This is a genomic window from Bradyrhizobium manausense (assembly GCF_018131105.1).
Lineage (GTDB): Bacteria > Pseudomonadota > Alphaproteobacteria > Rhizobiales > Xanthobacteraceae > Bradyrhizobium > Bradyrhizobium manausense_B.
Window position 1 is genome coordinate 1,145,588 of record NZ_JAFCJI010000002.1, and the last position, 23,743, is coordinate 1,169,330.

A 23,743-nucleotide genomic window follows, 5' to 3' on the forward strand; every position below is an offset into this window, starting at 1 on the left:
GCCACACGCGAATCGCGTCCGGGCAATCGGGCGGCCCCGGCCTGACGCCCGCTGGAGGAGACATCGACATGCGAACCTCTCTACCCCGCAGCCTCGTGCTCGGCGGCGCCATCGCGACCAGCCTCTGCATCGGCTACGCGCTCGGCGCGCAGCCGCACATGGACCAGGCGGTGGCGATCCTGCAAACGGCCCGCGCCGAGCTTGCCAAGGCCGAGCCCAACAAGGGCGGTCATCGCGAACGGGCGCTGGGATTGATCGACCAGGCGATCACCGAAGTGCGCGCCGGCATCACATTCGCAGCCACTCACTGACACGACAGCATCAGGGATCAAGACGCATGATACGAATCGCTTTTGCCGCGGCGCTCGCGCTCGGCGCCATTGTGAGCTCCGCCCAGGCCATGCCGCTGGCGCCGTTCGGCGCACCGGCCAGTGACGTTGTCATCCCCGTCGCCGGCGGCTGCGGCACCGGCTGGCACCGCGGCCCCTATGGCGGCTGCCTGAGAAACTATGCCAACCCCGCCGCGCATGCCTGTCCGCGCGGCTATCATATCGGCCCCGGCGGCGCCTGCCGCGGCAACGGCAAGTAGCGGCCGGCCGCACCGCGCAAGCGCGATCGCTTCGCAAACAGGAAAATGCCCGGCCTTGCCGGGCATTTCTTTTGCCGATTGTGGCGCAGATCATAGACGCTGGTGGGGACGGCATGATCCCTATTGCTACCTCGGCGCGCTTATGGGCGAAATACATCTATTACTTCATATCGCAATCACTGATTGAATTTTTGGGATGCCGCCCGAGGGGACTTCAGGCATCCCCAACTGAATTTTCGGAGGAGTCCATGACGCACCAGGACGCGGCGCTGCATGGCGGTGCTGCAAGGCCAGACCCGACGCACGACGAACTGGATGCCGCGACGCCCGCGGCCGGCGCGCAGGAAGGACGCAAGCTGGTGCTGTTCGCCGACGGCACCGGCAACGCCTTCACGACCCAGGAATCCAGCGTCTGGCGTCTCTACGAGGCGCTCGACCACACCCAGCCGGACCAGATCGCCTACTACATCAAGGGCGTCGGCACCGCCGGCTGGGCTCCGCTCGCGGCCCTCGACGGCGCCACCGGCATCGGCGTGCCGGCCAACGTCCGCAAGCTGTACCGCTTCCTCTGCTTGAACTGGCGCGAGGGCGACGAGATCTACATCTTCGGCTTCAGCCGCGGCGCCTTCACCGCGCGCACGCTGGCAGCCCTGATTGCGAGCCAGGGGCTGGTGCCCGCGGTGATCGGGGGCGAGCCGGTCTCGCATGAGGAGATGGCGCGCAACGTCATGTCCGCGTGGCGGGAATATCGCCGCGAGACCGTGCCATGGAAGAAGAGCCTGCCGACGATCTGGATCGCACGCTTGATCCGCGACATCGTGCTCTATGTCTACCATCTGATCTGCCGACATCGCCCCTACACCGATGTCCGCGCAGCGATGAACGGCCGCAAGGACGTCAACATCGAATTCCTCGGGCTGTTCGACACGGTCGAGGCCTTCGGCGTCCCGATCGAGGAGCTGCGTGTCGCGATCGACTGGGCGATCTGGCCGATCTCGTTCCGCAATCACCGGCCTTCACACAAGGTGAAGCACATCTGTCACGCGGTCGCGCTCGACGACGAGCGCACCACCTTCCATCCGCTGCGGATCGACCAGAGCCATCTGGCGGCCGACCAGACGGTCAAGGAAGTCTGGTTCGCCGGCGTCCATTCCGACATCGGGGGCGGCTATCCGGAATCCACGTTGTCCTTCGTACCGCTGGTCTGGATGACCGATCAACTCGGCGAAGATCTCCGATTCCAGGACGGTGAGATCGAGCATTTCAGGGAGTATCAATCGGCGATCGGCCCGATGCACGATTCGCGCAGCGGCGCGGCGATCCTCTATCGCTACGGACCACGCCCGGTCCTCGCGGGTGCGGTCAATGGCGGGCTGCCGGTCGTGCACTTCGCCGTCATCGAACGCATGCTGTTCGGCTGCGACGACTACGCGCCGATCATGCTGCCGGCGGAATCGCTGGTGCTGATGCCTGATGGCACCAAGCTGAACCTCACCGACGACACCACGCGCGAAGCGATGAAAGAGGCCTATCTGGCGGTAGCCGATGGTGCGCGGCGCACGGCGGAGGCCGAAGCGTTTACGCTCATGAGCACGCCAAGCGCCGAGATGGCGAAGCTCACGCGCGACACTGTGTGGTGGCGGCGCGTCGCTTATTTCTCGCTCGTGTTCATGGTCGGCGTGATTGTGGTCTGGCCGTGGATTGCGCGCAGCCTGGTCGGCGTGTCGAAGGACCACGGCTTGCAAGGCACCCCCTTGCTCCACATCGTCGCCGCCATCGATTGGGTCGTCGGCGGGGTCCTGGGACCGCTCGCCAAGCTGGTCGGAAACATCCTGCCGTCCTATGCGGCGCCGTGGCTCAACATCACGCTGTATTACCCGACCATCACGGCGATCGTGCTGATCATCACCTATCTGGTGTGGCGCAGGAATACGGTGCTGCGTGACGCCATTCAGGAACGTGCGCGCCTCGCCTGGAGCCGGCCGCGACGAATGGCAAGCCAGAAACACGTCGACGAGCCTGGAATGCTGCTCCGCTTCGCCCGATGGATGCGGCTGAATGCGGAGCCCGCGCGCTGGCTCTTCTCCAGACTCGTGCTGCCCTTCATCTTCCTGTTCGCCATCTATTACGCTGCCCTGCTCATCGGATCGACAAGCATCTTCACGGCCCGCGTCGCGACTGGAAACGTCTGCACCGCTCCGACGATCAAGGCTTCAGCCCCGCCGGTGCCCGAAGTCGGAACACCGGTTCTCGACGAGCCGACCGACGCCCGCGGCCTGTTCGAAACGAAGGCGTTTTGCTGGTGGAGCGGCCTCGCGGTCGAGAAGGGCCGCAAATACCGCGTCTGGGTCCAGATCGAGGACCCCTGGTTCGACAGCACCATCATGAGCGGGACAGACGGCTTCACGACCTTTTCCCTGCCGCATTATCTCGCGTTGCCGACCCTCCGGCAGTTCGGCGCTGACTGGTTCCAGCCCGTGGTGCGCATCGGCACGAAGGGCATGAGCGACATCCCGCTGAAGGCCATCAACGTCATGTCGGCGGAGGAGCTGCCGCGCCGCCTCAATCCAACGATTCCACCCGAAGACGATCCGCCGACCGACGATGTCGGCAACAGTCGAAGATATCCGGTCCTGCTTGAGGACACGAAGGAATTCGCAGCGCTTCCCGCGAGCGATCCTTTCAAGACCGCGGTGAACGAGCTTGGGCATTTCAAGTCGATGCCGAGGGATCCCACGGCGCGCGCAATCTGGCAGAGCCAGAAACTGGAAGGACGGCTGGTCGCGGAATTCGTCGCGCCCGACGCCGGCGACCTATTCTTCTACGTCAATGACGCGGTCCAGATTTACCCAACCCTGCTCCCGTCGCGGCTGCGCCCGGCGTGGCTGGACCCGCTCCAGGGGCCGTACGAGCAGTTCTACAAGAACAATGGCGGCACTGCGCGTATCATCGTCCAGCGGCTGCCAGGTCCGCCCATGCCGCCGGAGAAGCAGGCGGCGAAACCGTAGGTACAGGCGGCGCCCCGCTGCCGTCTCGATGAGCGCCGAAGCGAGCTTCGGCCATGCCGCTCCGTTCGCGTGCGCGACGGCGTAAGCTGCTAGTCATCGTCGTCGGGGCCAAACAGCTGGATTTGCGGGCCGCGCGGGCGGCTGCCATAGTCGCGCGCGTCGGAATCCTCGCGGACGCTGCGCGCGACATCATCCCAATTGGTCTGATCGCGCGTCGCGCGTGCATCACGTTGGTCATAGCGATGGCGCTGGGCCCAGCGCTCGTGCCGGCTCGCCCGCCGGCGCTCGGATGCGGCGCGCTTCACATCAGAGCTGCTGGCCTTTGCATAGGCGTTGTCAGGAGAGGAGGCCGGTTCGGTCGAGGCCTGCTGCTCGGCAGGCTTTGTCGCTTGCGGAGACGGTGAAGGCGTTGGCTTTGGTGGTTCGACTGCGGCCGTAGTCTGCGCGGGTGGCGCCGGCGGTTCAGCATTGGCCTGGGTGGTCCCCACGCCAGCCTTGGCGACGGGTTTCGCTTCGCCCTGCGCTTGCGCAGGTGCCGCGATCATCGTGCTGAACGCCTGCGAGCCCGTGACGTACTGCACGCGCTCGGATGGCGCGTTGGTCGTGGCCGGCGCGTTGGCTTCCGCGCGCTGCGCCATCTTGCTGGTGTCGGGCCCCTGCTTGGGCGCGATCGGATTCATGATATTGCCGGCAACGATGCCGCCGCCGAGACCAATGGCAATGGCGGCGATGATCGTTCCGGCACCGACGAAATAAGCTGTCGCTGCGCGCATTGGTCCACTCCCTGTTCGGAGCGAGCAACGCCCGACGATTGCCGGATGTTCCTGATAGAAGAGGTTCCTGAGAGGGAACGCCGTATCAGATCTGCTGCGCGACTTTCTCAAGCCCGATGACGCGGGCGAGCTTGCGCACTTCTTCCTTCTGATCGTCACGCAGCTGGAACAGCAGCGGCATCGCGGCCGACTTCAACTGCTGCACCTCGTCGCAATTCGGATCGATCTGCACGTTTGGTCCGTTCGGATTGGACAGCTTGTTCGCCGAGATCTTGCGAACGACATTGCGCAGCGCAGTCTCGACCGACGGCCAGTAATATTCCTGCGACGACGACAGCTTCAGGCGATCCCTGATGCCGGCGATCTGCACGTCGGAGAGCAGCGAATAGGTCTTTTGCGGCTGCGGCTTCGCGACGGCCTTCGGCTTGGCCGGGGCTTCGTGGAGCGAGCCGGTCGGCACCTCTGCGGTGACTGATGGTTCCAGCGAGGCAACCTTGACCTCGCCAGCTTTTGACTCAGCCGGCTTGGCTTCAGCCGTCTGGGGCATCGGGAAATCGGACGGGGTCGCCGCGGCAAAGGCCTGGCGCAGCGGCTCGGTCAAAACGGGGGCTTGGAACAGCCTGTCGGCCGGCACCTGAACCGGGGTGATCGCGGCGGAGGCGAGCGCCAGCGTCGGAACCAGCCGGTCGGCCTTGGCGGCGCGGTTGGCGGCAAGCGGCTTCGGCGGGGCCTCGGTGATCATCTCGGCACCGACGCTGGGCACGCTGTCACGGCCGAGAATTGCAGTGGTGGCGGCACCGAGGACGAGGAAACAGGTCAGCACGATGATGGTGATGGCTCTGGACAAACGTCCCTCCGGGAGGCCGCTTCACGATGTTGTTAGAGATGCCCGGCAAAAAGGCACGAATTAAGGCTTGAGTGTGCCTTTAGGGCGACAATCACCTTGCCTGCCGCGACAAAGACAAAATAGCCAATGAAATCAGGCGGCTAGCGTCAGATCATAGGCGTCCTGGATGTCGGCGACGATCTCCGAGGCCTCCCAGACCGCGCGCGGCTCGACCGATTGCAGCGTCACCGTCCAATTGCCGCCCCGGCGGGTGCGCGCGACGCTGACGATGTCGAAGCGGACATTGCGGCACAGCGGGTGACGAGCCAGCGCGTGGGCGACGCGGACGCGAATTTCATCCAGCGTTGCGGCTGTCTTGCTGTTGAGAAAATCGAAATCCATCGCCTGTCCCTCTCGTCCTGATTGGCGGCCGTGAGGGGATTCTTGGCGGGCGATGGTTAATCTGGCGTTAAGTGCCGGCTTGCGGAGCCATGCGGGATTAACCGTGCTGGGCGGCGCTGGACCTTAGCGACCGCGTGCCTTGCGGTATTCGGCGACCGTCCGCGCAACGAGGTCATCGACGTCATTCACGTCGGTCACACCCGATGTCGAATGGCCGCCGCTCCAGATATCGCGCCAGCGCTTGGGCCTGTTCTCGCGCGCGGTGACGTCGATGTCCTTGCCGATGTCGATCGCACCGCGCGCCGGCAGGTCATTGGGGTCGAGCCCGGCAGCGACGATCGACGGCGTCAGCATGCTGGTCTGCAGACCCGTGAACGCCGTGGTGAGCAGGATGTCGTCGGCGCTGCTCTCGACCAGCATCTGCTTGTGGCGCTCGTCCGCCATGCTCTCGCGCGTCGCGATGAACTTTGTGCCCATGTAGCCGAGATCGCAGCCGAGCACTTCGGCGGCATGCAGTGCGCAGCCATCGCTGATGCCGCCGGCGAGCACGATGATGCCGTCGTAGAACGCGCGCACCGCGCGGACGAAGGCGAAGGGATTGAGCCAGCCGGTTTGTCCGCCGGCGCCTGCGGTCAGCAGAACGAGCCCGTCCGCGCCAGCTGCCGCTGCGCGCTCAGCGTGGCGAATGGAAGCGACATCCGCAAACACCATCGCGCCGGCGTCATGCAACGGCTTCAACACCGGTGCCGGCGAACCGACGGAGGTGATGACGATCTCGGGCTCATGCCGCAGCAGCACGGCGAGATCCTGCTCGAGCCTCACATTGGAACGATGCACGATCAGGTTCGGACAGAGCGGCGCGGCCTTGCGGCCGGTCTGATCTTCGTGCTGCCGCAACCGCGTTGCGATCCCGGTGAGCCAATCATCGAGCTGTTCCGTGCTGCGGCAATTCACGGTTGGGAAGCTGCCGATCACGCCGCTGCGGCAGGCCGCGACCATGAGTTCGACGCCTGAGACGAGAAACATCGGCGCTGCGATCAGCGGCAGGCTGAGGCGATCGCGGAAGCGTTGCAATCGATCGGATGTCACTCACGCCTCCTGATCACTCTTGTCTCTCGCCGGGGCTTTGCCGTTCCATCCCGCATTCTCTGTGCTAGCGTCGTCAGCAACATTGGCACGCGAGAAGCCGATGACAAAGCAACGAGGAAACATATGTCCGATCCGCTCCACGCATCGTCCCCGACTTGTGCGCAGACGCTACGGGCGCTGGCACGCTATCCCGGCCGCACTGCTTTTGCATGGCCCGGCGGATCGCTGAGCTATCAGGGCACACTCGATCTGATCGGACGCATCCAGGGCGTGTTGATGCGGCTCGGCCTGCAGCCCGGCGCACGCGTCGCCTTTCTCACCGCGAACCGCGCCGACACCTGGTGCGCCGGTGTCGCCGCGCAATTGTCGCGATGCTGCACCACCTGGCTGCATCCGCTCGGATCGCAAGCAGACCAGCTGTTTCAGCTCGAAGACTCCGAAGCCGAAGTGCTGGTGGTCGATACAGCCGCCTTCCGCGATCGCGGCGGCGAGCTCGCCGCGCAAGCGACGTGGCTCAAGGCGGTCTTCACCATGGGGCCGGCCGACTACGGCGTTGATCTGCTGGCGACGGTCGAAAGCGCGGGGCATGCCAGCGCGCAGTGCCTTGCAAGTCTCGACGATCTCTCCACGCTGAACTACACCGGCGGCACGACCGGCAAGTCCAAAGGCGCGCTGCGCTACCACCGCGAAAACGCCGGAGCGGCCGGCGCGATCCTCGCCGACTTCGAGATTCCCGACGCGGCGCGCTATCTCACGGTCGCGCCGATCAGCCACGTCGCCGGCACGAAAGTGCTGCCGACGCTGATGCGCGGCGGCACCGTGCATATGCTGAAAGGTTTCGATCCCGAGGCCGTACTGACGACGATCGCGCGCGAGCGCATCAACTTCACGCTGTTCGTGCCGACCATGATCTACATGCTGCTCGATCATCCTGCGCTTGATAAAACCGATCTCTCCTCGCTCGAGCTCGTGCTCTACGGGGCGTCGGCGATGTCGCCGAGCCGGCTGGTCGAGGGCATCGAGCGCATCGGTCCGGTGTTCTCGCAACTCTATGGCCAGACCGAATGCTATCCCGTCTCGGTGTTGCGCAAGAGGGATCACGATCCCAGGACGCCGGAGCTGTTCCTGTCCTGCGGCTTCCCGATCGCGGCGTGCGAGGTCAAGATCCTCGACGACAACGACGATGAGGTGAAGACGGGCGATGCCGGCGAGATCTGCGTGCGCGCGCCGCATGCGATGGCGGAATACTGGAAGCGGCCCGATATCACCGCCGAGACGCTGAAGAATGGCTGGGTGCACACCGGCGACATCGCCCGCCAGGACGAGCGCGGCTACATGTTCATTCTCGACCGCAAGAAGGACATGATCGTCACCGGCGGCTTCAACATCTTTCCGCGCGAGATCGAGGACGTGCTGTCGCAACATGCAGACGTCGCAATGGTCGCGGTCGTCGGCATCCCCGACGAAAAATGGGGCGAGGCTGTCACCGCGATCGTCGTGCCGCGCGAAGGCGCCAAGCCCGATCCGGACGAGCTGATCAACATGGTGCGTGTGCGCAAGGGCTCGGCCCATGCGCCGAAGCAGATCCAGTTCGTCAAGCAGCTACCGATGACCGGCGTCGGCAAGGTCGACAAGAAAGTGCTGCGCGCCGGCTTCTGGAGCGGCCGGGACCGGATGGTGGGGTAATCTCCCTGATTGCAGCGACGGGTTCGGAATACACGCATCGCGCGAAATTCCGGGATCGAGCAGTGCTTTACCCGGGGTTTTACGGTGTGATTGTGGCCCCGGCACCACAATGCGCGACGGAGTGCACGTCCGCAGCGCCTGCGCGATTGTCGGCGAATCAGGGAATCAAATAGACCGCTGATGGGGCTGGGAAGCGGAGTGGGACATGAGAGTCGCTTCCCTGGAAAGTGCAGTCGCCGCGGTCACGTTGATCACGGCTATCATCGTGGTGTTGTGGGAGATCAAGATCTTCTACGGACTATGACAAGGCAGGATGGCAAGCATCCCTTCCGCGGCGGCGGAAGCCTGCCGTTCCATCGACCCTCGAGTGGTCGCAGCGCTAGCCGGCACTCTCACCGCTTCTCAATCACCAGGCTCTGAACCGCGCGGCCGAAATAGCCATGCCGATCGGCCAACCGCGACATCGCGAGCCCGACACCGCGAGGGCCGATCCAGGATTCACCGTCGAGCAAAATCCAGTCACCAACCGGCTGACGCGCCATGCTCACCGTGAGGTCTGCGTTGATGTAGGTCCAACTGCGGAAGTCGAGCGTCGAGGCGGTGCCGTTGGAGAAATCGGCGGCGACCACGGCGCGCATCGCCTGCGAGACCGCTTCGCCCGCGACCAGCGGATGGTCGAGCCGAAACCAGATCGCGCCGGCGCCGGCCTGGCCAAAGCGGCCGCGCGCGGCACGCATCGACATCATTCCCGCGAACGGACTGGTGGCGCCGTGGCCGTCCTCGACCAGCGAGTCCTCGGGCGACGGCAGCGTGACCGGCAATTCCTTGACGTCATCTGGCAGCGGTTGTGACTGCTGCTTGATCTTGAGCACGGTGGCGCCGACGACCTGCACGTCATCAGCAAACAACTTGACCTCGCAAAGCTGGATCTTGCGACCCTCACGCAAGACTTCAGTCTCGATCGCGAGCGGCGCGACAGGCACCGGGCGCATCAGGTCGATGGTGACGCGCGCGACGTTCATCGGCACCGGGGTCGCAATCCGCTCCGCCGCCCACGTCACCAGCGCCGATGGCGCCGAGCCGTGCTGCATCCGCCGGTCCCATGGGCCGGCGGCATCGGGGCTGGTGACGACGCTGTTGCCGTCGACGCGGTAGATGGCGGGCATGGCGACGGCCATCACAACGGCAGATCAACCGCCTCGTCGTATTCCCTCTTGAAGCGCGCGATCATTTCGGCGGCGGGGACGATGCCCTCGACGCTGCCGATGCCCTGGCCCGAGCCCCAGATTTCCTTCCAGGCCTTCGGCTTGGCCCGTTCGCCGGAGGCATCGGTGCCGAAATTCATCTTGGAGGGATCTGACGTCGGCAGGTTCTCCGGATCCATGCCGGCGGCGAGGATCGAGGGCTTCAGATAATTGCCATGCACGCCGGTGAAGAGGTTGGAATAGACGATGTCGTCGGCCGTCGAGCCCGCGATCATCTCCTTGTACTTCTCGACCGCGTTGGCTTCCTTGGTCGCGATGAAGGCCGAGCCGATATAGGCGAAGTCGGCGCCGAGAATGCGCGCGGCGCGGATCGCCTTGCCGTTGCCGATGGCGCCCGACAGCGCGATCGGACCGTCGAACCATTTGCGCGTTTCGGCAACGAAGGCGAGCGGCGAGATGGTGCCGGCATGACCGCCGGCGCCGGCCGCAACCAGGATCAGGCCGTCGGCGCCCTTCTCGATCGCCTTGTGGGCGAATTTCTGGTTGATCACGTCGTGAAAGACGATGCCGCCCCAACCATGAACGGCCTGGTTGAGCTCCTCGCGCGCGCCGAGCGAGGAGATGATCATCGGCACCTTGTACTTGGCGCAGAGTTGCATGTCGTGGTCGAGCCGGTTGTTCGACTTGTGCACGATCTGGTTGACCGCAAACGGCGCCGACGGCTTGTCGGGATGGGCACGGTCGTAGGCGGCGAGCTCTTCGGTGATCCGCGCCAGCCATTCGTCGAGCAACTCCGGCGGCCGCGCGTTCAGCGACGGGAACGAACCGACCACGCCGGCCTTGCACTGCGCGATCACGAGGTCGGGCACCGAGATGATGAAGAGCGGCGAACCGATGACGGGGATCGACAGTCGTCCCTTGAACAGAGCAGGCATGGACATTGCGGAGCGATCCTTTGCTGGCAGACGCATGAGAGGTTGGGACCATACCAACAAGGCAATCTTTCCACTGTCAAGTATTGCGTTTTGGCGCCGTGGCGGACGCCGTTACCGCAATTCCAACGCGCGGAATTCCTTCGCTGTCATTCCGGGACGACGCGCAGCGTCGAGCCCGGAATGACAGCGAGCACCTATCCCACCAGATCCGGATTGATCAGCCGCTCGAACGAGAACATCTCGTCCCATTTCTCCTGCGTCAGCAGATTGCGCTCGGTCACCACGATCTGATGCAGCGACTTGCCGCTCTTGTAGCCCTCGCGCGCGATCTCGGCGCATTGCTTGTAGCCGAGCAGCGGCTTCAGCACGGTGACGATGCCGAGCGAGTTCAGCACCATGTTGCGGGTGTGCTCTTCGTTGGCGGTGATGCCGACGACGCAGTTTTCGCGCAGGCTGTTGACTGCGCGCTCCATGGTGCGGATCGAGAAGAACAGCGCGAACGAGATCACCGGCTCCATCACGTTGAGCTGGAGCTGGCCGGCGGAAGCGGCCAGCGTCACCGTGGTGTCGAGGCCGATGACGAGGAAGCTGGTCTGGTTGACGACCTCGGGGATCACAGGATTGACCTTGCCCGGCATGATCGAAGAGCCCGGCTGCAATTGCGGCAGGTTGATCTCGTTGAAGCCGGCGCGCGGGCCCGAGGCGAGCAGGCGAATGTCGTTGCAGATCTTCGTCAGCTTGCTGGCAGTGCGTTTCAGTACGCCGGAGAGCTGCACATAGGCACCGGTGTCTGACGTCGCCTCGACCAGATCGCCGGCGAGGATAAAATCGACGCCTGTCAGCGCGCTCAAATGCCGGACCGCGAGCTTGGGATAGCCGACCGCCGCGGTGACCGAGGTGCCGATCGCGGTGGCGCCGAGATTGATCTCGCGCAGCAGCGCGCGTGCCTCCGAAATGCGATCGACCTCCTCGCCGATCGTTGTGCCCCATCCCCTGAATTCGGCACCGAGCGACATCGGCACCGCATCCTGAAGATGCGTGCGGCCCATCTTCAGCACGCGGTCGAATTCGCGGCCCTTGGCGAAGAAGGCCTCCTGAAGCTGGCGCAACGCCGTCATGTAGCTCTCGAGCCGCAGGATCAGCGCCAGCCGGAATGCGGTCGGATAGGTGTCGTTGGTCGACTGGCCGTAATTGACGTGGTCGTTCGGGCTGACGTGCTGGTAGTCGCCCTTGTTGAAGCCAAGCGACTCCAGCGCGAGGTTGGCAATCACTTCGTTGGCGTTCATGTTGGTCGAGGTACCGGCGCCGCCCTGGATGAAGTCGGTGACGAATTGATCCATCATGTCGCCGGCGATGACGCGATCGCAGCCGAGGATGATCGCATCGGCCACCTTGGCGTCGATCGCGCCGAGGTCGCGGTTGGCCATCGCGGCGGCCTTCTTCACGTAACCCAGCGCCTTCACGAAGTAAGGCTCCTGGTTCATGGGAATGCCGGTGATGTGGAAGTTCTCCTTACCCCGGATGGTCTGGACGCCGTAATAGATGTCGTCGGCGATCTCACGCTGTCCGAGGAAGTCCTGCTCGTAGCGGCTCATGGGCGCTCCTTGCTGCTCGCGCGACGTCCTCAGTTCTGGCACAGCGCGCTGGTGACGACGGTATCGGTGCGGCAATCGTCCGGTTTGCGTTGCCTGCCCGGAATGAGAACCTTGGCCGAGCACTTCTCAGTGGCGTCGGTGTTGAGGCTCCTGCCTTCCTTGTAGCCCTTGCTCTGGCATAGCTGGACGGCAGCCGGCTTGCAGTCGGGCCCGCCGCCTGGCGAGACCGGGCAGGCCACGCGCCCGGAAACCATGGTCGACGGCGTTGCCAGCCGTGACAAGTCGTTCATGGTCTCGCGCGGGCTTTTGATCGGCGGCAGGATCGAGGGCAGCTTGTCGAACAGCTTGCCCATTTCGTGGATCAGACCGGGATTGTCCTCACTCGCCGGCGGTGCGGGCGCCGAGGGTGGCGGCGCGGCCTGTGGTTCCTGCGCCTGGAGACCGAGCGTGGGTGGTGCCGATTGCGCCCACCCCGTCCCGCCGTCGCCGAGCAGGAGCGAAAGCGCCGCAAACATCAACGTCGCCAGTCGCAGGACCGGATTGCCGGATCGAGCCATCATGCGGCCAACCGTAACCGAAGCCGGCGCGGCGTCAAAGTGCTCTGGATCCAGGCCTCAGATCAACTTGATCGCCACCACGAAGCCGAGCACCAGCACCGCCGCGCCGAGCGCGACCCACAGGCCGAGATGCTCCTCGAGCTTGTGCCGGATCCAGTCGCCATAACGGTTGAGCAGGATTGCCACGATGAAGAAGCGCCCGCCGCGCGCGACGATCGAGCACAGGATGAAAAGAACGAGATTGTAGCCGGCAAAGCCCGAGGTGATGGTGACGAGCTTGTAGGGAATCGGCGTCAGCCCCTTCAGCAGGATGATCACCGCGCCCCACTCCGCATAGGAGGCGCGGAAGGCATCGACCTTGTCGCCGAGGCCATAGACCTGGATCAGCCAGTGGCCGACCGAGTCGAACAGCAGCGCACCGATGGCGTAGCCGAGCAGGCCGCCCAGCACCGAGGTCGCGGTGCAGACCGCCGCATAGACCCAGGCGCGCTGCGGGCGCGCCAGCGACATCGGGATCAACATCACGTCCGGGGGAACGGGAAAGAAGGAGCTTTCTGCGAAAGCCACGGCACCCATGATCCAGAGCGCATAGGGCTTGTGAGCGGCGTCGATGCACCAGTCGTAGATACGTTTCAGCATGGCGCCGCGATGAAGCACCATGGGACGGATTTGTCCATCGCGAGTTTTATGACGATTTAGTGCCGTTTCCGGGTCGCTCGGCCCTCGAGAGCGACAATCGGCCGCCGGGCAGAGATGCGCGGTGAGGCGACTTTGGGCAGCTTCACCGACGATTTCGGCAGCTTTTCCGCGATACCGAGCATGTCTTCACGACGCGACATTTCACGCCAGACGTCCTCGGGGCGCACGCCGGCGGAGGCCCAGAGCACTGTGAGATTATAGAGCAGGTCGGCGCTCTCCCGAACCACGGCTTCGGTGTCGCCGTTGACCGCATCGATCACGACTTCGATGGCCTCTTCGGCCAGCTTCTTCGCCATTTTGGAGGGGCCGCGCTGAAATAGCCGCGCGGTGCGCGATGTTGCCGGATCAAGATCCCTGGCCGCGAGCACAGCCAGATATAGCCGCTCAAGCGAATCACTCATGGACTCAAAACTACTCTAAACAAATGGTCGACGCGTTAATGCTTGACAATAAGAGGCAAAAAGGGCGGGCGCGGCAAGCACGCCCGCCTTTCGTGGTCAACGGCTCACCAACAGCCCGCGCCGCTTCGGCTGCACGAGGCAAAGGGGTCGCGACTGCCACTACCATTGTTGCCCAAATATTCGTGACCGTTCCTGTAGTAGCCCGGGCCACCATAGTAGACGGGGCCTTCATCGTAATAGACCGGACCACCGCCATAATAGGCCGGGGCATCGTAGGCGTAGGCGTCACGGGTCGCGGCGATCGCAAGCCCGGTGCCGATGGCGGCAATCGCCGCACCAGCGAACGCCGCGCCGCCGCCACCATGCCAATGGCGGCCGCCGGCAAACGATGCGGTCGGAGCGACTGATGTCAGCGCCAGCACCGTGGCGGTGGCGAGAACGGCCTTGCGGCCGGCAAACTTCGAAAATCGGTCAAACATGACGTGGACCCTCCTTGGGACCTTCAATGGTGCCTCGAGACAGGCTCATGTCCTTCAAAACACCCGTAACCTAAGTTAGGTTCCCCAACCCCAACACAAGCTGAACGGGCTTGCGTGATCATGACGCAACCCCTGCTCATCTGCCGTTCAGGTTGGACGATGCACGTCGTCGTCCCGGCCCGCGCCAGCTTCGCCGCGCCCACAAGACATCAACCGAAGATACCAAAAGCTTCCGCTGTATCTCGCTGACGATCCCTGCTTAAAATGTAGCCCCACCGCGACATCGTTTGTCTGGATCAGCGCCCGCCTCATGCCCATCCTCCGCCTCTACACCCGCGTTCTCGAACTGCTCGGCAAGGAGGCCCGGCTCGGCTGGCTGCTTGCGGTGGCCAATCTTCTGCTGGCGGCTTCGCAGTTTGCCGAACCCGTGCTGTTCGGCCGGATCGTCGACGTGCTCTCCGGAAAGACCGTGGCGGGCTCCAACTCGGCCTGGCCGTTCCTCGCCGCCTGGGTGGCGTTCGGACTGTTCACCATCGGCTGCAGCGCAATCGTGGCGCTCCAGGCCGACCGCCTGTCCCACCGCCAGCGCCAGGCGGTATTGACCAGCTATTTCGAGCATATTTTGCAGCTGCCGCTGACCTTTCATTCCGGCACCCATTCGGGCCGGCTGATGAAGGTGATGCTGAACGGCACGGATGCGCTGTGGCGGCTCTGGCTCGGCTTCTTCCGCGAGCACTTCGCCGCAATCCTGTCCGTCGTGGTGCTGCTGCCGCTGTCGCTCTATCTGAACTGGCGGCTCGCGATCCTGCTGTTCGTGCTCTGCGTCGTCTTCACCGCGCTGACGACCTTCGTCGTGCGCAAGACCTTCGGCATGCAGATGGCGGTCGAGGAACAATACAGCGAGCTTTCCGCGCGCGCCTCCGATGCGCTCGGCAATGTCGCGCTGGTGCAGAGCTTCGTTCGCGTCGAGTCCGAGGTGCAGGGCCTGCGCTCCGTCGCCGACCAGCTGCTCGCCGCGCAAATGCCGGTGTTGTCCTGGTGGGCGGTCGTCACCGTGATCACGCGCGCTTCCACCACCATCACCGTGCTCGCGATCTTCACACTCGGCATCGCGCTGCACGACCAGGGCAAGACCTCGGTCGGCGAGATCGTGATGTTCGTGAGCTTCGCGACGATGCTGATCCAGAAGCTCGAGCAGGTCGTGAGCTTCATCAACAACGTTTTCATGGAAGCGCCGCGCCTGCGCGAGTTCTTCAACGTGCTCGATGCCGTGCCGGCGGTGCACGACCGGCCCGATGCCATCGATGCGGGGCGGCTCTCCGGCCTCGTCGAGTTTAACGACGTCACCTTCTCCTACGATGGCAAGCGCCCGGCGATCGAGGACCTTACCTTCACTGCGCTGCCGGGCCAGACCATCGCGCTGGTCGGCCCGACCGGCGCCGGCAAGTCGACCGCGATCGCACTCCTGCATCGCGCCTTCGATCCGCAATCCGGTTTCATCAAGATCGACGGCATGGATGTCCGCGGCGTCACGCTGACCTCGCTGCGTCGGAACATCGGCGTGGTGTTCCAGGAAGCGCTGCTGTTCAACCGCTCGATCGAGGAGAATCTGCACGTCGGCAAGCCGGATGCGACCGAAGCCGAGATGCGCAAGGCGGCGGAACGCGCGCAGGCGCTCGACTTCATCGAGCGCAGCGGCGGCTTTGGGACCAATGCCGGCGAGCGCGGCCGCATGCTCTCCGGCGGCGAGCGGCAGCGGCTGTCGATCGCACGTGCGCTGCTGAAGGATCCGCCGATCCTGATCCTGGACGAAGCGACCAGCGCGCTCGATGCCGTCACCGAGGCCAAGGTGAACGCCGCTCTCGATGAAGTGATGAAGGGCCGCACCACCTTCGTGATCGCGCACCGCCTCTCCACCATTCGCAATGCGACGCGGATCCTCGTGTTCGAGAACGGGCGCGTGATCGAAAGCGGAACTTTCGATGAACTCGTGGCCAAAGGCGGCCATTTCGCCGAACTCGCCAGAGCCCAGTTCATGGTGCAGGAACAGGCACAAGCAGAAGCGAAGGCCGGCGTCAGTGCCGCCGAGGCTGCGGCGTCTGCCGTCAGATCCCCTTAACAAGTCCCGGTGGCACCGTCGAAATTCGGCCTATTTCATTGCGGAATACGCAAGGGAAGCCCCTATTCTCGACGCACGAGCCGGTATAGGTTTGCGACGCCGCAAGCGGCGGCGCTGGATTTCAGAACCGAACATCAGATCACGAGAACCGTCGGGAACCGCCGGATCTCCAAGGACCGGAATCGGATAGTGCACGCCTTTCGCCCGCTGCTTCGCAAATCCCTGTTCAACCTCTTCGCTGCGACGCTCGCCGTCGGCGCGCTTGTCGTGCCGCGCGTCGCCAATGCCGAAGCGCTGCTGCTGATCGAAGCCGACAGCGGCAAGGTGCTCCAGGCCGACAACGCCACCATCCCTTGGTATCCGGCATCGGTCACCAAGATCATGACCGCTTATGTGACGCTGAAGGCGGTGAAGGAGGGCAAGATCACGCTCGACACGCTGTTGACGGTGTCGCCGACAGCCGCCTCGCAGGCACCTTCGAAGATGGGCCTCCGTCCGGGAACACAGCTCACCGTCGACAATGCGCTGAAGATGATGATGGTCAAGTCGGCGAACGACATGGCCGTGGTGCTGGCCGAAGGCATCGGTGGCTCGATCGACGGCTTCGCCGCGATCATGAATGACAATGCGAAGCGGCTCGGCATGACGCAGACGAACTACGTCAATCCGAACGGCCTGCCCGCTGACGGTCACGTTACCTCGGCGCGCGACCTCGGCATTCTCGCGCGCTCGTTCCTGCGCGACTTGCCCGAATACGAGTCTTACGTGCACATCCCGGCGATCCGCTTCGGCAAGCGCGTCACCGGCAATTTCAACAAGCTGATCGGCCGCTATCCCGGCGCCGATGGTTTCAAGACCGGTTTCATCTGCGCCTCCGGCTACAATCTGGTGGCATCGGCCACGCGCAACGGTCGCCGCCTGATCGCGGTCGTGCTCGGCGCCAACTCCGGCACCGCGCGCGCGGTGAAGGCGGCGCAGCTGCTCGAGCGCGGCTTCAGCCAGGACAGTCTGTCGTGGCTGCGCCCCTCGCTCGGCACCGTCGAAAACCTCGTGCCGGTCGACGCCTCGCCGCCGAATCTGCGCGAGGAGATGTGCGGCGGTCACCGCAAGCGTCCGGCCAGCGACGACGACGATGCGCTGATCGCGACCAATGGCGCTGCCGGCGGATCCGGCGCCTTAACCGGCGGCGCGGCGCAGGTGACCTTCTTCACCGCAGGCCTCCAGCCGCCGCTGATGAAAGCGTCCGAGCTGATGGCCTCGGCACCTGCGGCCGCGGAGCCCGTGGTGGTGTATACCGGCCCGACCCGCACCGGCGCAGCCCTGGTCGCGGCGGTCGCAGCCGACAGCGATCAGCAGAACCCGCCGAAGGCGCGTGGCAAGAAGTCGCGTGTTGCCAAGAAGCCTGACGCCAGCAGCGATGCCAAGACGGCGGCCGCGAAGCCTGACGCCAAGAGCGATGCCAAGAGCGACGCCAAGAGCGACGCCAAGACCGCGGCGAAGCCGGCGGCACGTAAGCATGCCGCGGCCAAGCCCGACGCGGCGGCCAAGCCTGCTGCGAGCAGCGATCAGGCGGCCGCCAAGCCGGCCAAGCCCAAGGCTGCCACCAAGCCGAAGCCCGCGCCCAACAACAGCTAGGGTCACGGACCAAGCCCTTCAGGTCGCGACCGTACTTCGCAGGTGCGGCAGCCGTCTGCGCCGATTCCGGTAGCCACTCTCCAGCCTTTGCCCTAAGCCTCGGCCCAAAGCCTCGACCGCTTGCCAGCCGTTCCGGCAGGCTCGATACTGCCGGCAATGAGGCAAGCCCGAGACACAACGGGCTCCGAAGCCAAGAGAGGGGAGTTTCCATGGAGCGCATCTGGCTCAAGCAATACCCGCCCGGCGTGCCCGCTGATATCGAGCCGACGCAATACGCATCGCTGGTCGATCTCCTCGAGGAGAGTTTTGCGAAGTTCGCCGACCGCAAGGCGTTCATCTGCATGGACAAGGCGATCAGCTATCGCGACCTCGACCAGATGTCGCTGGCGCTCGCATCCTATCTGCAGGGCCGAGGTCTCCAACGCGGCGCCCGCGTCGCGATCATGATGCCGAACGTGCTGCAATATCCGGTGGCCACCGCCGCCGTGCTGCGCGCCGGCTTTGCCGTGGTCAACGTCAACCCGCTCTACACCCCGCGCGAGCTCGAGCATCAGCTCAAGGATTCAGGCGCCGAAGCCGTCATCGTGCTGGAGAACTTCGCCCACACCGTCGAACAGGTGATCGCGAAGACGCCGGTCAAGCACGTCATCGTCGCCAGCATGGGCGATCTGCTCGGCTTCAAGGGCATGATCGTCAACCTCGTCGTGCGCCGCGTGAAGAAGATGGTGCCGGCCTGGTCATTGCCGGGAGCCGTGTCGTTCAACGATGCGCTCGCGGCCGGCCGCGGTCAGACCTTCAACAAGCCGAAGCTGTCGCCCGGCGACGTCGCCTTCCTGCAATATACCGGCGGCACCACCGGCGTCTCCAAGGGCGCCACGCTGCTCCACCGCAACATCGTCGCCAACGTGCTGCAGAACGACGCCTGGCTGCAGCCGGCGCTCAATGCGCCGCCGCATGTCGAGCAGCTGATGATCGTGTGCGCGCTGCCGCTCTATCACATCTTCGCGCTGACCGCCTGCTATCTGCTCGCAGTCCGCGCCGGCGGCTGCAATCTGTTGATCCCGAACCCGCGCGACATCGCCGGCTTCGTCAAGGAGCTGGCCAAGTATCAGGTCAACAGCTTCCCCGCCGTCAACACGCTCTACAACGGCCTGATGCACCATCCTGATTTCAAGAAGCTCGACTTCTCCAAGCTGAAGATCTCGAACGGCGGCGGCATGGCGGTGCAGCGCCCGGTGGCCGAGCAGTGGAAGAACGTGACCGGCTGCTTCATCGCCGAAGGCTACGGCCTGTCGGAGACCTCGCCGACGCTGACCTGCAATCCCGCGACCACGACCGAATTCTCGGGATCCATCGGCATCCCCGTGCCGTCGACCTGGATCTCGATCCGCGACGATGACGGCAATGAGCTCCCGCTGGGCCAGGCCGGCGAGATCTGTGCCAAGGGCCCGCAGGTGATGTCGGGCTATTGGAACAGGCCGGAGGAGACGGCGAAGGTGATGACGCCGGACGGCTATTTCCGCACCGGCGACATCGGCGTGATGGACGAGAAGGGTTTTACCAAGATCGTCGACCGCAAGAAGGACATGATCCTGGTCTCCGGCTTCAACGTCTATCCGAACGAGATCGAGGAAGTGATCGCGAGCCATCCGGGCGTGCTCGAATGTGCCGTGATCGGCGTCCCCGACAGCGGGTCCGGTGAAGCGGTCAAGGCCTTCGTGGTCAAGAAGGACCCGAACCTTGCGCCGGAGGACGTCATCAAGTTCTGCCGCGAGCAGCTCACCGGCTACAAGGTGCCCAAGCAGATCGAATTCCGCACCGATCTGCCCAAGACCAATGTCGGCAAGATCCTGCGCCGCGAGTTGCGCGACGAGAAAAAGGCTCAGGCGGCCTGAGGCCGCCTCGCGTTCATGACCGGGATCGACGACGTCACGCCATCAGGCATCCTCGCGTTCTGGCGCGAGGCCGGCCGCGAGCGCTGGTACAAGCGCAATGATGCTTTCGACGCGGAGGTTCGACGCCGCTTTCTCGCGCTCTGGCAGCAGGCCACCGCCGGCGAGTTGGCCGCATGGGAAGACAGCGATGACGGCGCGCTCGCGCTCGTCATCGTGCTCGACCAGTTTCCCCGCAACATGTTCCGCGGCACACCGCAGGCCTTTGCCAGCGATGCGCTGGCGCGCGACGTCGCTCACCGTGCCATCGCGCGGGGTGTCGATGTCAGGATCGATCCCGTCCTGCTCGAATTCCTCTACATGCCCTTCATGCATTCCGAGCATTTGCCCGACCAGTTGCATTGCGTCGCGCTGTTCGAAAACACCGACAATGCCGAAAACCTGAAATACGCCCGGGAGCACGCCGACATCATCCAGCGGTTCGGCCGCTTCCCCCACCGCAACCGCCTGCTCGGCCGCGACACCACCGCGGAGGAGCAGGCCTTCCTCGACGGCGGCGGTTTTGCCGGCTGATGACATAACGGTGAAGGGCTAAAGCCCCCGCCAGCAATGTTGTGCGGGCCCGCGCCACGGTCTAAAAAGCGGGACCGATTTTCAAGGAGACAGACGATGGCGATCCAGACTGGCGACAAGCTGCCCGAGGCGAAATTCCGCGTGATGACGGCGGAAGGCCCGCAGGTGAAGACCACCGACGATATCTTCAAGGGCAAGAAGGTGGCGCTGTTCGCGGTGCCCGGCGCCTACACCGGCACCTGCCACAAGATGCATCTGCCGAGCATCTTCCTCAACGCCTATGCCATGAAGGACAAGGGCGTCGACACCATCGCGATCGTCTCGGTCAACGACGCTTTCGTCATGAACGCCTGGAAGCGCGACACCGACCAGCGCGACGAGGCGATCTTCCTCGCCGACGGCAATGCCGACTTCGCCAAGGCGATCGGCATGGAGCTCGACGCCTCCGGCAACGGTCTCGGCATCCGCTCCAAGCGCTACTCGATGCTGGTCGAGGACGGCGTGGTCAAGAAGCTGAACCTCGAAGCGATGCCCGGCAAGGTCGAGGTGTCGGGCGGCGATACGCTGCTGGGGCAGCTGTAAGCTTTACGCGCAATTGTTTCCAAGGACGACGTCATGCCCGGGCTTGTCCCGGGCATCCACGTTCTTGGTGCTAGCGGGAAGACGTGGATGGCCGGGTCAAGCCCGGCCATGACGAGCGGAGAGACAGCGCCGTAGGGTGGGCAAAGGCGCGTGAGCGCCGTGCCCACGATCTGTTCTTGATTTGAAAGGGGCCGTGGGCACGCTTCGCTTTGCCCGCCCTACGAAACCTGAGAGTGGAGCGCCGTCGACGCCCTACTCCGCCACCCGCTGCTGCGTCCTGGCCTTCACGATCCCGTCACGCGCCAGCTGATCGGCCCGCTCGTTCTCGGGATGCCCCGCGTGGCCTTTCACCCAGTGCCAGCGCACGTCATGCGCCTTCAGCGCGGCATCGAGGCGCTGCCATAGCTCGACATTCTTCACCGGCTTCCTGTCGGCGGTGCGCCAGCCGTTGCGCTTCCAGCCGTGGATCCAGCCGGTGATGCCCTGCCGGACATACTGGCTGTCGGTGTAGAGATCGACGGTGCACGGCTTCTTCAGCGCTTCCAGCGCGGAGATCGCCGCCATCAATTCCATCTGGTTGTTGGTGGTGTGCGGCTGGCCGCCGTTCAGCTCTTTTTCCTTGTCGCCAAACTTCAGGATCGCGCCCCAGCCGCCGGGCCCGGGATTCCCCGAGCACGCGCCGTCGGTGAAGATCGTGACATTGGGAAGCTCGCTCACGCGACCAGTCCTGACGGCATCAGCCCGTAATCGCGCACGCTGGAGACGCTCTGGTGGAAGCGCAGCTTGCGGACATATTCGAGCGGATCCTTCGGCTTGACCAGCGCGCCCGGCGGCACGTTGAGCCAGTCGACCAGCCGGGTCAGCAGGAAGCGGATCGCAGCACCGCGCGCCAGCAGCGGCAGCGCGGCCTCTTCCGCCTCCGAGAGTTTTCGCATCCGGCCATAGGCGTTGAGGAAAGCGCGCGCCTTGGTGACGTTGAAGGAATGATCCGGCTCGAAGCACCAGGCGTTGAGGCAGATCGCGACGTCATAGGCCAGCATGTCGTTGCAGGCGAAGGTGAAGTCGATGATCCCCGACAGCTTGTCGCCGAGAAAGAAGACGTTGTCGTTGAAGAGGTCGGCGTGGATCACGCCTTCAGGGAGACTGGTCGGCCAGACGCCGCCCGAGAGATAGTCGAGCTCGGCGGCGAGAAACGCGCGCAGGCCCGGCTGCACTTCATCGGCGCGGTCGGCCGCCGCATCGAACAGCGGCCGCCAGCCGGCAACCGAAAGCGCGTTCGCGCGCTTGATCGCAAAGTTCGTGCCTGCCAGATGCATTCTCGCCAACCCCTCGCCGACGCCGGCGCAATGGGTTGCATTCGGCTTGCGCGGCCAGATGCCTTCGAGAAAGGTGATGATCGCGGCGGGACGTCCCTGCAACTCGTGCAGTGCCTCGCCGTCTTTCGCCCGCACCGGCAGCGGGCAGTTCACGCCGTGCTCGGCGAGATGCGTCATCAGCGCGAGGAAGAACGGCAGATCGTTCTTCGCCACGCGTTTCTCATAGAGCGTGAGGATGAACGCGCCTTTGCTGGTGTGCAGCAGGAAGTTGGTGTTTTCGACGCCCTCGGCGATGCCCTTGTAGGAGAGCAATTCGCCGAGATCGTACTGTCTCAGGAAATCCGCGAGCTCATCGGCGGCAACGTCGGTGTAGACCGCCATCAAAGCTTACTCGGCGGCGGCTTCGGGGCGCACCTGACGCGGCAGCGGGAAGAACTCGTTCTCTTCCGCGGCCGAGACCGTTTCCACGTGCAGCGTGTAACGCTCGGCGAAGGCGTCCATGATCTCCTCGACGATCACTTCCGGCGCGGACGCGCCCGCAGTGATGCCGAGGCTCTTGATGTTGCCGAACTTGTCCCAGTCGATGTCGGAGGCACGCTGCGCCAGAACCGCGATTCCGCAGCCCTCGCGCTCGGCGACCTCGCGCAAACGCTGCGAGTTCGACGAATTGGGGGCACCGACAACGATGAGCGCGTCGACCACCGGCGCCACCTTCTTCACCGCGAGCTGGCGGTTGGTGGTGGCGTAGCAGATGTCTTCCTTGTGCGGCCCGTTGATGTTCGGGAAGCGCTCCTTGAGCAGCGCCACGATCTCCGCGGTGTCGTCGATCGACAGCGTGGTCTGGGTCACGAAGGCGATGTTGTCGGGGTTCTTCGGGACGATGGTCTTGGCGTCCTCGGCGGTCTCGATCAGCGTGACCGCGCCGACCGGCAACTGACCGAGCGTGCCGACGACTTCGGGATGATGCGAATGGCCGATCAGGAAGATCTCGCGGCCGCGCTTGAAGTGGATCGCGGCCTCGCGGTGCACCTTGGTCACCAGCGGGCAGGTCGCATCGAGCGAGAACAAGTTGCGGGACGTCGCGTCGGCTGGAACCGACTTCGGCACGCCATGGGCCGAGAACACCACCGGCGCGGTGGTATTTTCGGGGATTTCGGCCAGCTCCTCGACGAAGATCGCGCCCTTCTTCTTCAACCCGTCGACGACGTATTTGTTGTGCACAATCTCGTGGCGAACATAGACGGGGGCGCCATACTTATCGAGCGCCCGTTCCACGGTGTCGATCGCCCGGACCACCCCTGCACAGAAGCCACGGGGAGAACAAAGCACGATCTTGAGGTCTGGTTTGGCTGACATTGAGTGATCTCGGGACCGAATCACCC

The 23,743-nt window shown here is 64.4% G+C and carries 23 protein-coding genes; 9 read left to right on the top strand and 14 right to left on the bottom strand.

Going from position 1 to position 23,743, the window contains the following annotated elements; all coding sequences use genetic code 11:
• Window positions 1–68: 68 nt before the first annotated feature.
• The 3 genes from JQ631_RS25700 to JQ631_RS25710 all read left to right on the top strand — a co-directional run bounded on the left by JQ631_RS25700 (window position 69) and on the right by JQ631_RS25710 (window position 3,597).
• Window positions 69–311: a hypothetical protein gene (locus tag JQ631_RS25700; protein WP_212330784.1), complete on the top strand. Its 243-nt coding sequence runs from the start codon at window positions 69–71 to the stop codon at window positions 309–311.
• A 26-nt stretch (window positions 312–337) separates the two neighbouring features.
• Complete coding sequence (locus JQ631_RS25705; protein WP_212330787.1) at window positions 338–589, top strand: GCG_CRPN prefix-to-repeats domain-containing protein; 252 nt, start codon at window positions 338–340, stop codon at window positions 587–589.
• 248 nt (window positions 590–837) lie between these two features.
• Window positions 838–3,597, top strand: a complete 2,760-nt coding sequence (locus JQ631_RS25710; RefSeq protein WP_212330790.1) for a T6SS phospholipase effector Tle1-like catalytic domain-containing protein — start codon at window positions 838–840, stop codon at window positions 3,595–3,597.
• Window positions 3,598–3,686: 89 nt separating this feature from the next.
• On the opposite strand, the gene JQ631_RS25715 is transcribed toward JQ631_RS25710, so the two are convergent.
• From JQ631_RS25715 to JQ631_RS25730, 4 genes are all read right to left on the bottom strand, one after another.
• Window positions 3,687–4,370: a hypothetical protein gene (locus tag JQ631_RS25715; protein ID WP_212330793.1), complete on the bottom strand. Its 684-nt coding sequence runs from the start codon at window positions 4,368–4,370 to the stop codon at window positions 3,687–3,689.
• Between the two features lie 85 nt (window positions 4,371–4,455).
• A complete protein-coding gene (locus JQ631_RS25720; RefSeq protein WP_212330796.1) occupies window positions 4,456–5,217 on the bottom strand; it encodes a hypothetical protein in 762 nt (253 codons plus the stop codon).
• Window positions 5,218–5,349: 132 nt separating this feature from the next.
• Window positions 5,350–5,598 carry a hypothetical protein gene (locus JQ631_RS25725; RefSeq protein ID WP_212330799.1) on the bottom strand — a complete coding sequence of 83 codons (249 nt, stop codon included), beginning with the start codon at window positions 5,596–5,598 and terminating at the stop codon, window positions 5,350–5,352.
• A 123-nt stretch (window positions 5,599–5,721) separates the two neighbouring features.
• Window positions 5,722–6,687, bottom strand: coding sequence for an NAD(P)H-dependent flavin oxidoreductase (locus tag JQ631_RS25730; RefSeq protein WP_212330802.1), 966 nt, complete (start codon window positions 6,685–6,687; stop codon window positions 5,722–5,724).
• Between the two features lie 123 nt (window positions 6,688–6,810).
• Between JQ631_RS25730 and JQ631_RS25735 the strand changes: the two genes are divergently transcribed.
• Window positions 6,811–8,373 carry an AMP-binding protein gene (locus JQ631_RS25735; protein ID WP_212330805.1) on the top strand — a complete coding sequence of 521 codons (1,563 nt, stop codon included), beginning with the start codon at window positions 6,811–6,813 and terminating at the stop codon, window positions 8,371–8,373.
• 392 nt (window positions 8,374–8,765) lie between these two features.
• Here the strand turns inward: JQ631_RS25735 and JQ631_RS25740 are convergent, their stop codons facing one another.
• From JQ631_RS25740 to JQ631_RS25770, 7 genes are all read right to left on the bottom strand, one after another.
• A complete protein-coding gene (locus JQ631_RS25740; protein ID WP_212330808.1) occupies window positions 8,766–9,539 on the bottom strand; it encodes a thioesterase family protein in 774 nt (257 codons plus the stop codon).
• A gap of 11 nt (window positions 9,540–9,550) precedes the next feature.
• Window positions 9,551–10,519 (bottom strand): NAD(P)H-dependent flavin oxidoreductase, encoded by a 969-nt coding sequence (locus JQ631_RS25745; protein WP_212330811.1) that lies wholly within the window; start codon window positions 10,517–10,519, stop codon window positions 9,551–9,553.
• 188 nt (window positions 10,520–10,707) lie between these two features.
• On the bottom strand, window positions 10,708–12,108 hold the full coding sequence (locus JQ631_RS25750) for an aspartate ammonia-lyase (RefSeq protein WP_212330814.1): 1,401 nt from the start codon (window positions 12,106–12,108) through the stop codon (window positions 10,708–10,710).
• 29 nt (window positions 12,109–12,137) lie between these two features.
• Window positions 12,138–12,668, bottom strand: a complete 531-nt coding sequence (locus tag JQ631_RS25755; protein ID WP_212330817.1) for a hypothetical protein — start codon at window positions 12,666–12,668, stop codon at window positions 12,138–12,140.
• A gap of 54 nt (window positions 12,669–12,722) precedes the next feature.
• Window positions 12,723–13,325: a YqaA family protein gene (locus JQ631_RS25760; RefSeq protein ID WP_212330820.1), complete on the bottom strand. Its 603-nt coding sequence runs from the start codon at window positions 13,323–13,325 to the stop codon at window positions 12,723–12,725.
• A 35-nt stretch (window positions 13,326–13,360) separates the two neighbouring features.
• Window positions 13,361–13,765 carry a phosphoribosyl-ATP diphosphatase gene (gene hisE, locus JQ631_RS25765; protein ID WP_212330823.1) on the bottom strand — a complete coding sequence of 135 codons (405 nt, stop codon included), beginning with the start codon at window positions 13,763–13,765 and terminating at the stop codon, window positions 13,361–13,363.
• Window positions 13,766–13,869: 104 nt separating this feature from the next.
• Window positions 13,870–14,244 (bottom strand): hypothetical protein, encoded by a 375-nt coding sequence (locus JQ631_RS25770; protein ID WP_249160923.1) that lies wholly within the window; start codon window positions 14,242–14,244, stop codon window positions 13,870–13,872.
• Window positions 14,245–14,554: 310 nt separating this feature from the next.
• Between JQ631_RS25770 and JQ631_RS25775 the strand changes: the two genes are divergently transcribed.
• From JQ631_RS25775 to JQ631_RS25795, 5 genes are all read left to right on the top strand, one after another.
• Window positions 14,555–16,363 carry a glucan ABC transporter ATP-binding protein/ permease gene (locus tag JQ631_RS25775; protein ID WP_212330838.1) on the top strand — a complete coding sequence of 603 codons (1,809 nt, stop codon included), beginning with the start codon at window positions 14,555–14,557 and terminating at the stop codon, window positions 16,361–16,363.
• Between the two features lie 189 nt (window positions 16,364–16,552).
• Entirely contained in the window at window positions 16,553–17,998 is a 1,446-nt protein-coding gene (locus JQ631_RS25780) for a D-alanyl-D-alanine carboxypeptidase family protein (RefSeq protein ID WP_212330841.1), read from the top strand.
• Window positions 17,999–18,207: 209 nt separating this feature from the next.
• A complete protein-coding gene (locus JQ631_RS25785; protein WP_212330844.1) occupies window positions 18,208–19,893 on the top strand; it encodes a long-chain fatty acid--CoA ligase in 1,686 nt (561 codons plus the stop codon).
• Window positions 19,894–19,908: 15 nt separating this feature from the next.
• A complete protein-coding gene (locus JQ631_RS25790; RefSeq protein WP_212330847.1) occupies window positions 19,909–20,463 on the top strand; it encodes a DUF924 family protein in 555 nt (184 codons plus the stop codon).
• A gap of 96 nt (window positions 20,464–20,559) precedes the next feature.
• Complete coding sequence (locus tag JQ631_RS25795) at window positions 20,560–21,045, top strand: peroxiredoxin (RefSeq protein WP_007597501.1); 486 nt, start codon at window positions 20,560–20,562, stop codon at window positions 21,043–21,045.
• 252 nt (window positions 21,046–21,297) lie between these two features.
• Here JQ631_RS25795 and rnhA read toward each other — a convergent pair whose 3' ends face one another.
• From rnhA to ispH, 3 genes are read right to left on the bottom strand one after another with little or no spacing between them, the layout of a single operon-like run.
• A complete protein-coding gene (rnhA, locus tag JQ631_RS25800) occupies window positions 21,298–21,762 on the bottom strand; it encodes a ribonuclease HI (RefSeq protein WP_212330849.1) in 465 nt (154 codons plus the stop codon).
• A complete protein-coding gene (locus JQ631_RS25805; protein ID WP_212330852.1) occupies window positions 21,759–22,742 on the bottom strand; it encodes a homoserine kinase in 984 nt (327 codons plus the stop codon). Before JQ631_RS25805 ends, rnhA begins: the two co-directional genes overlap by 4 nt.
• Window positions 22,743–22,748: 6 nt before the next feature.
• Entirely contained in the window at window positions 22,749–23,717 is a 969-nt protein-coding gene (gene ispH / locus JQ631_RS25810; protein WP_212330855.1) for a 4-hydroxy-3-methylbut-2-enyl diphosphate reductase, read from the bottom strand.
• Window positions 23,718–23,743 lie beyond the last annotated feature (26 nt).

What these genes read in the sequence shown, in the direction of transcription:
- JQ631_RS25750 (WP_212330814.1), bottom strand. Translation starts at nt 12,108, where the DNA reads ATGAGCCGCTACGAGCAGGACTTCCTCGGACAGCGTGAGATCGCCGAC.
- hisE (WP_212330823.1), bottom strand. Translation starts at nt 13,765, where the DNA reads ATGAGTGATTCGCTTGAGCGGCTATATCTGGCTGTGCTCGCGGCCAGG.
- JQ631_RS25705 (WP_212330787.1), top strand. Translation starts at nt 338, where the DNA reads ATGATACGAATCGCTTTTGCCGCGGCGCTCGCGCTCGGCGCCATTGTG.
- JQ631_RS25745 (WP_212330811.1), bottom strand. Translation starts at nt 10,519, where the DNA reads ATGTCCATGCCTGCTCTGTTCAAGGGACGACTGTCGATCCCCGTCATC.
- JQ631_RS25700 (WP_212330784.1), top strand. Translation starts at nt 69, where the DNA reads ATGCGAACCTCTCTACCCCGCAGCCTCGTGCTCGGCGGCGCCATCGCG.
- JQ631_RS25725 (WP_212330799.1), bottom strand. Translation starts at nt 5,598, where the DNA reads ATGGATTTCGATTTTCTCAACAGCAAGACAGCCGCAACGCTGGATGAA.
- JQ631_RS25770 (WP_249160923.1), bottom strand. Translation starts at nt 14,244, where the DNA reads ATGTTTGACCGATTTTCGAAGTTTGCCGGCCGCAAGGCCGTTCTCGCC.
- JQ631_RS25715 (WP_212330793.1), bottom strand. Translation starts at nt 4,370, where the DNA reads ATGCGCGCAGCGACAGCTTATTTCGTCGGTGCCGGAACGATCATCGCC.
- JQ631_RS25795 (WP_007597501.1), top strand. Translation starts at nt 20,560, where the DNA reads ATGGCGATCCAGACTGGCGACAAGCTGCCCGAGGCGAAATTCCGCGTG.
- JQ631_RS25775 (WP_212330838.1), top strand. Translation starts at nt 14,555, where the DNA reads ATGCCCATCCTCCGCCTCTACACCCGCGTTCTCGAACTGCTCGGCAAG.
- JQ631_RS25735 (WP_212330805.1), top strand. Translation starts at nt 6,811, where the DNA reads ATGTCCGATCCGCTCCACGCATCGTCCCCGACTTGTGCGCAGACGCTA.
- JQ631_RS25790 (WP_212330847.1), top strand. Translation starts at nt 19,909, where the DNA reads ATGACCGGGATCGACGACGTCACGCCATCAGGCATCCTCGCGTTCTGG.
- JQ631_RS25760 (WP_212330820.1), bottom strand. Translation starts at nt 13,325, where the DNA reads ATGGTGCTTCATCGCGGCGCCATGCTGAAACGTATCTACGACTGGTGC.
- JQ631_RS25785 (WP_212330844.1), top strand. Translation starts at nt 18,208, where the DNA reads ATGGAGCGCATCTGGCTCAAGCAATACCCGCCCGGCGTGCCCGCTGAT.
- JQ631_RS25740 (WP_212330808.1), bottom strand. Translation starts at nt 9,539, where the DNA reads ATGCCCGCCATCTACCGCGTCGACGGCAACAGCGTCGTCACCAGCCCC.
- JQ631_RS25710 (WP_212330790.1), top strand. Translation starts at nt 838, where the DNA reads ATGACGCACCAGGACGCGGCGCTGCATGGCGGTGCTGCAAGGCCAGAC.
- JQ631_RS25805 (WP_212330852.1), bottom strand. Translation starts at nt 22,742, where the DNA reads ATGGCGGTCTACACCGACGTTGCCGCCGATGAGCTCGCGGATTTCCTG.
- JQ631_RS25755 (WP_212330817.1), bottom strand. Translation starts at nt 12,668, where the DNA reads ATGATGGCTCGATCCGGCAATCCGGTCCTGCGACTGGCGACGTTGATG.
- ispH (WP_212330855.1), bottom strand. Translation starts at nt 23,717, where the DNA reads ATGTCAGCCAAACCAGACCTCAAGATCGTGCTTTGTTCTCCCCGTGGC.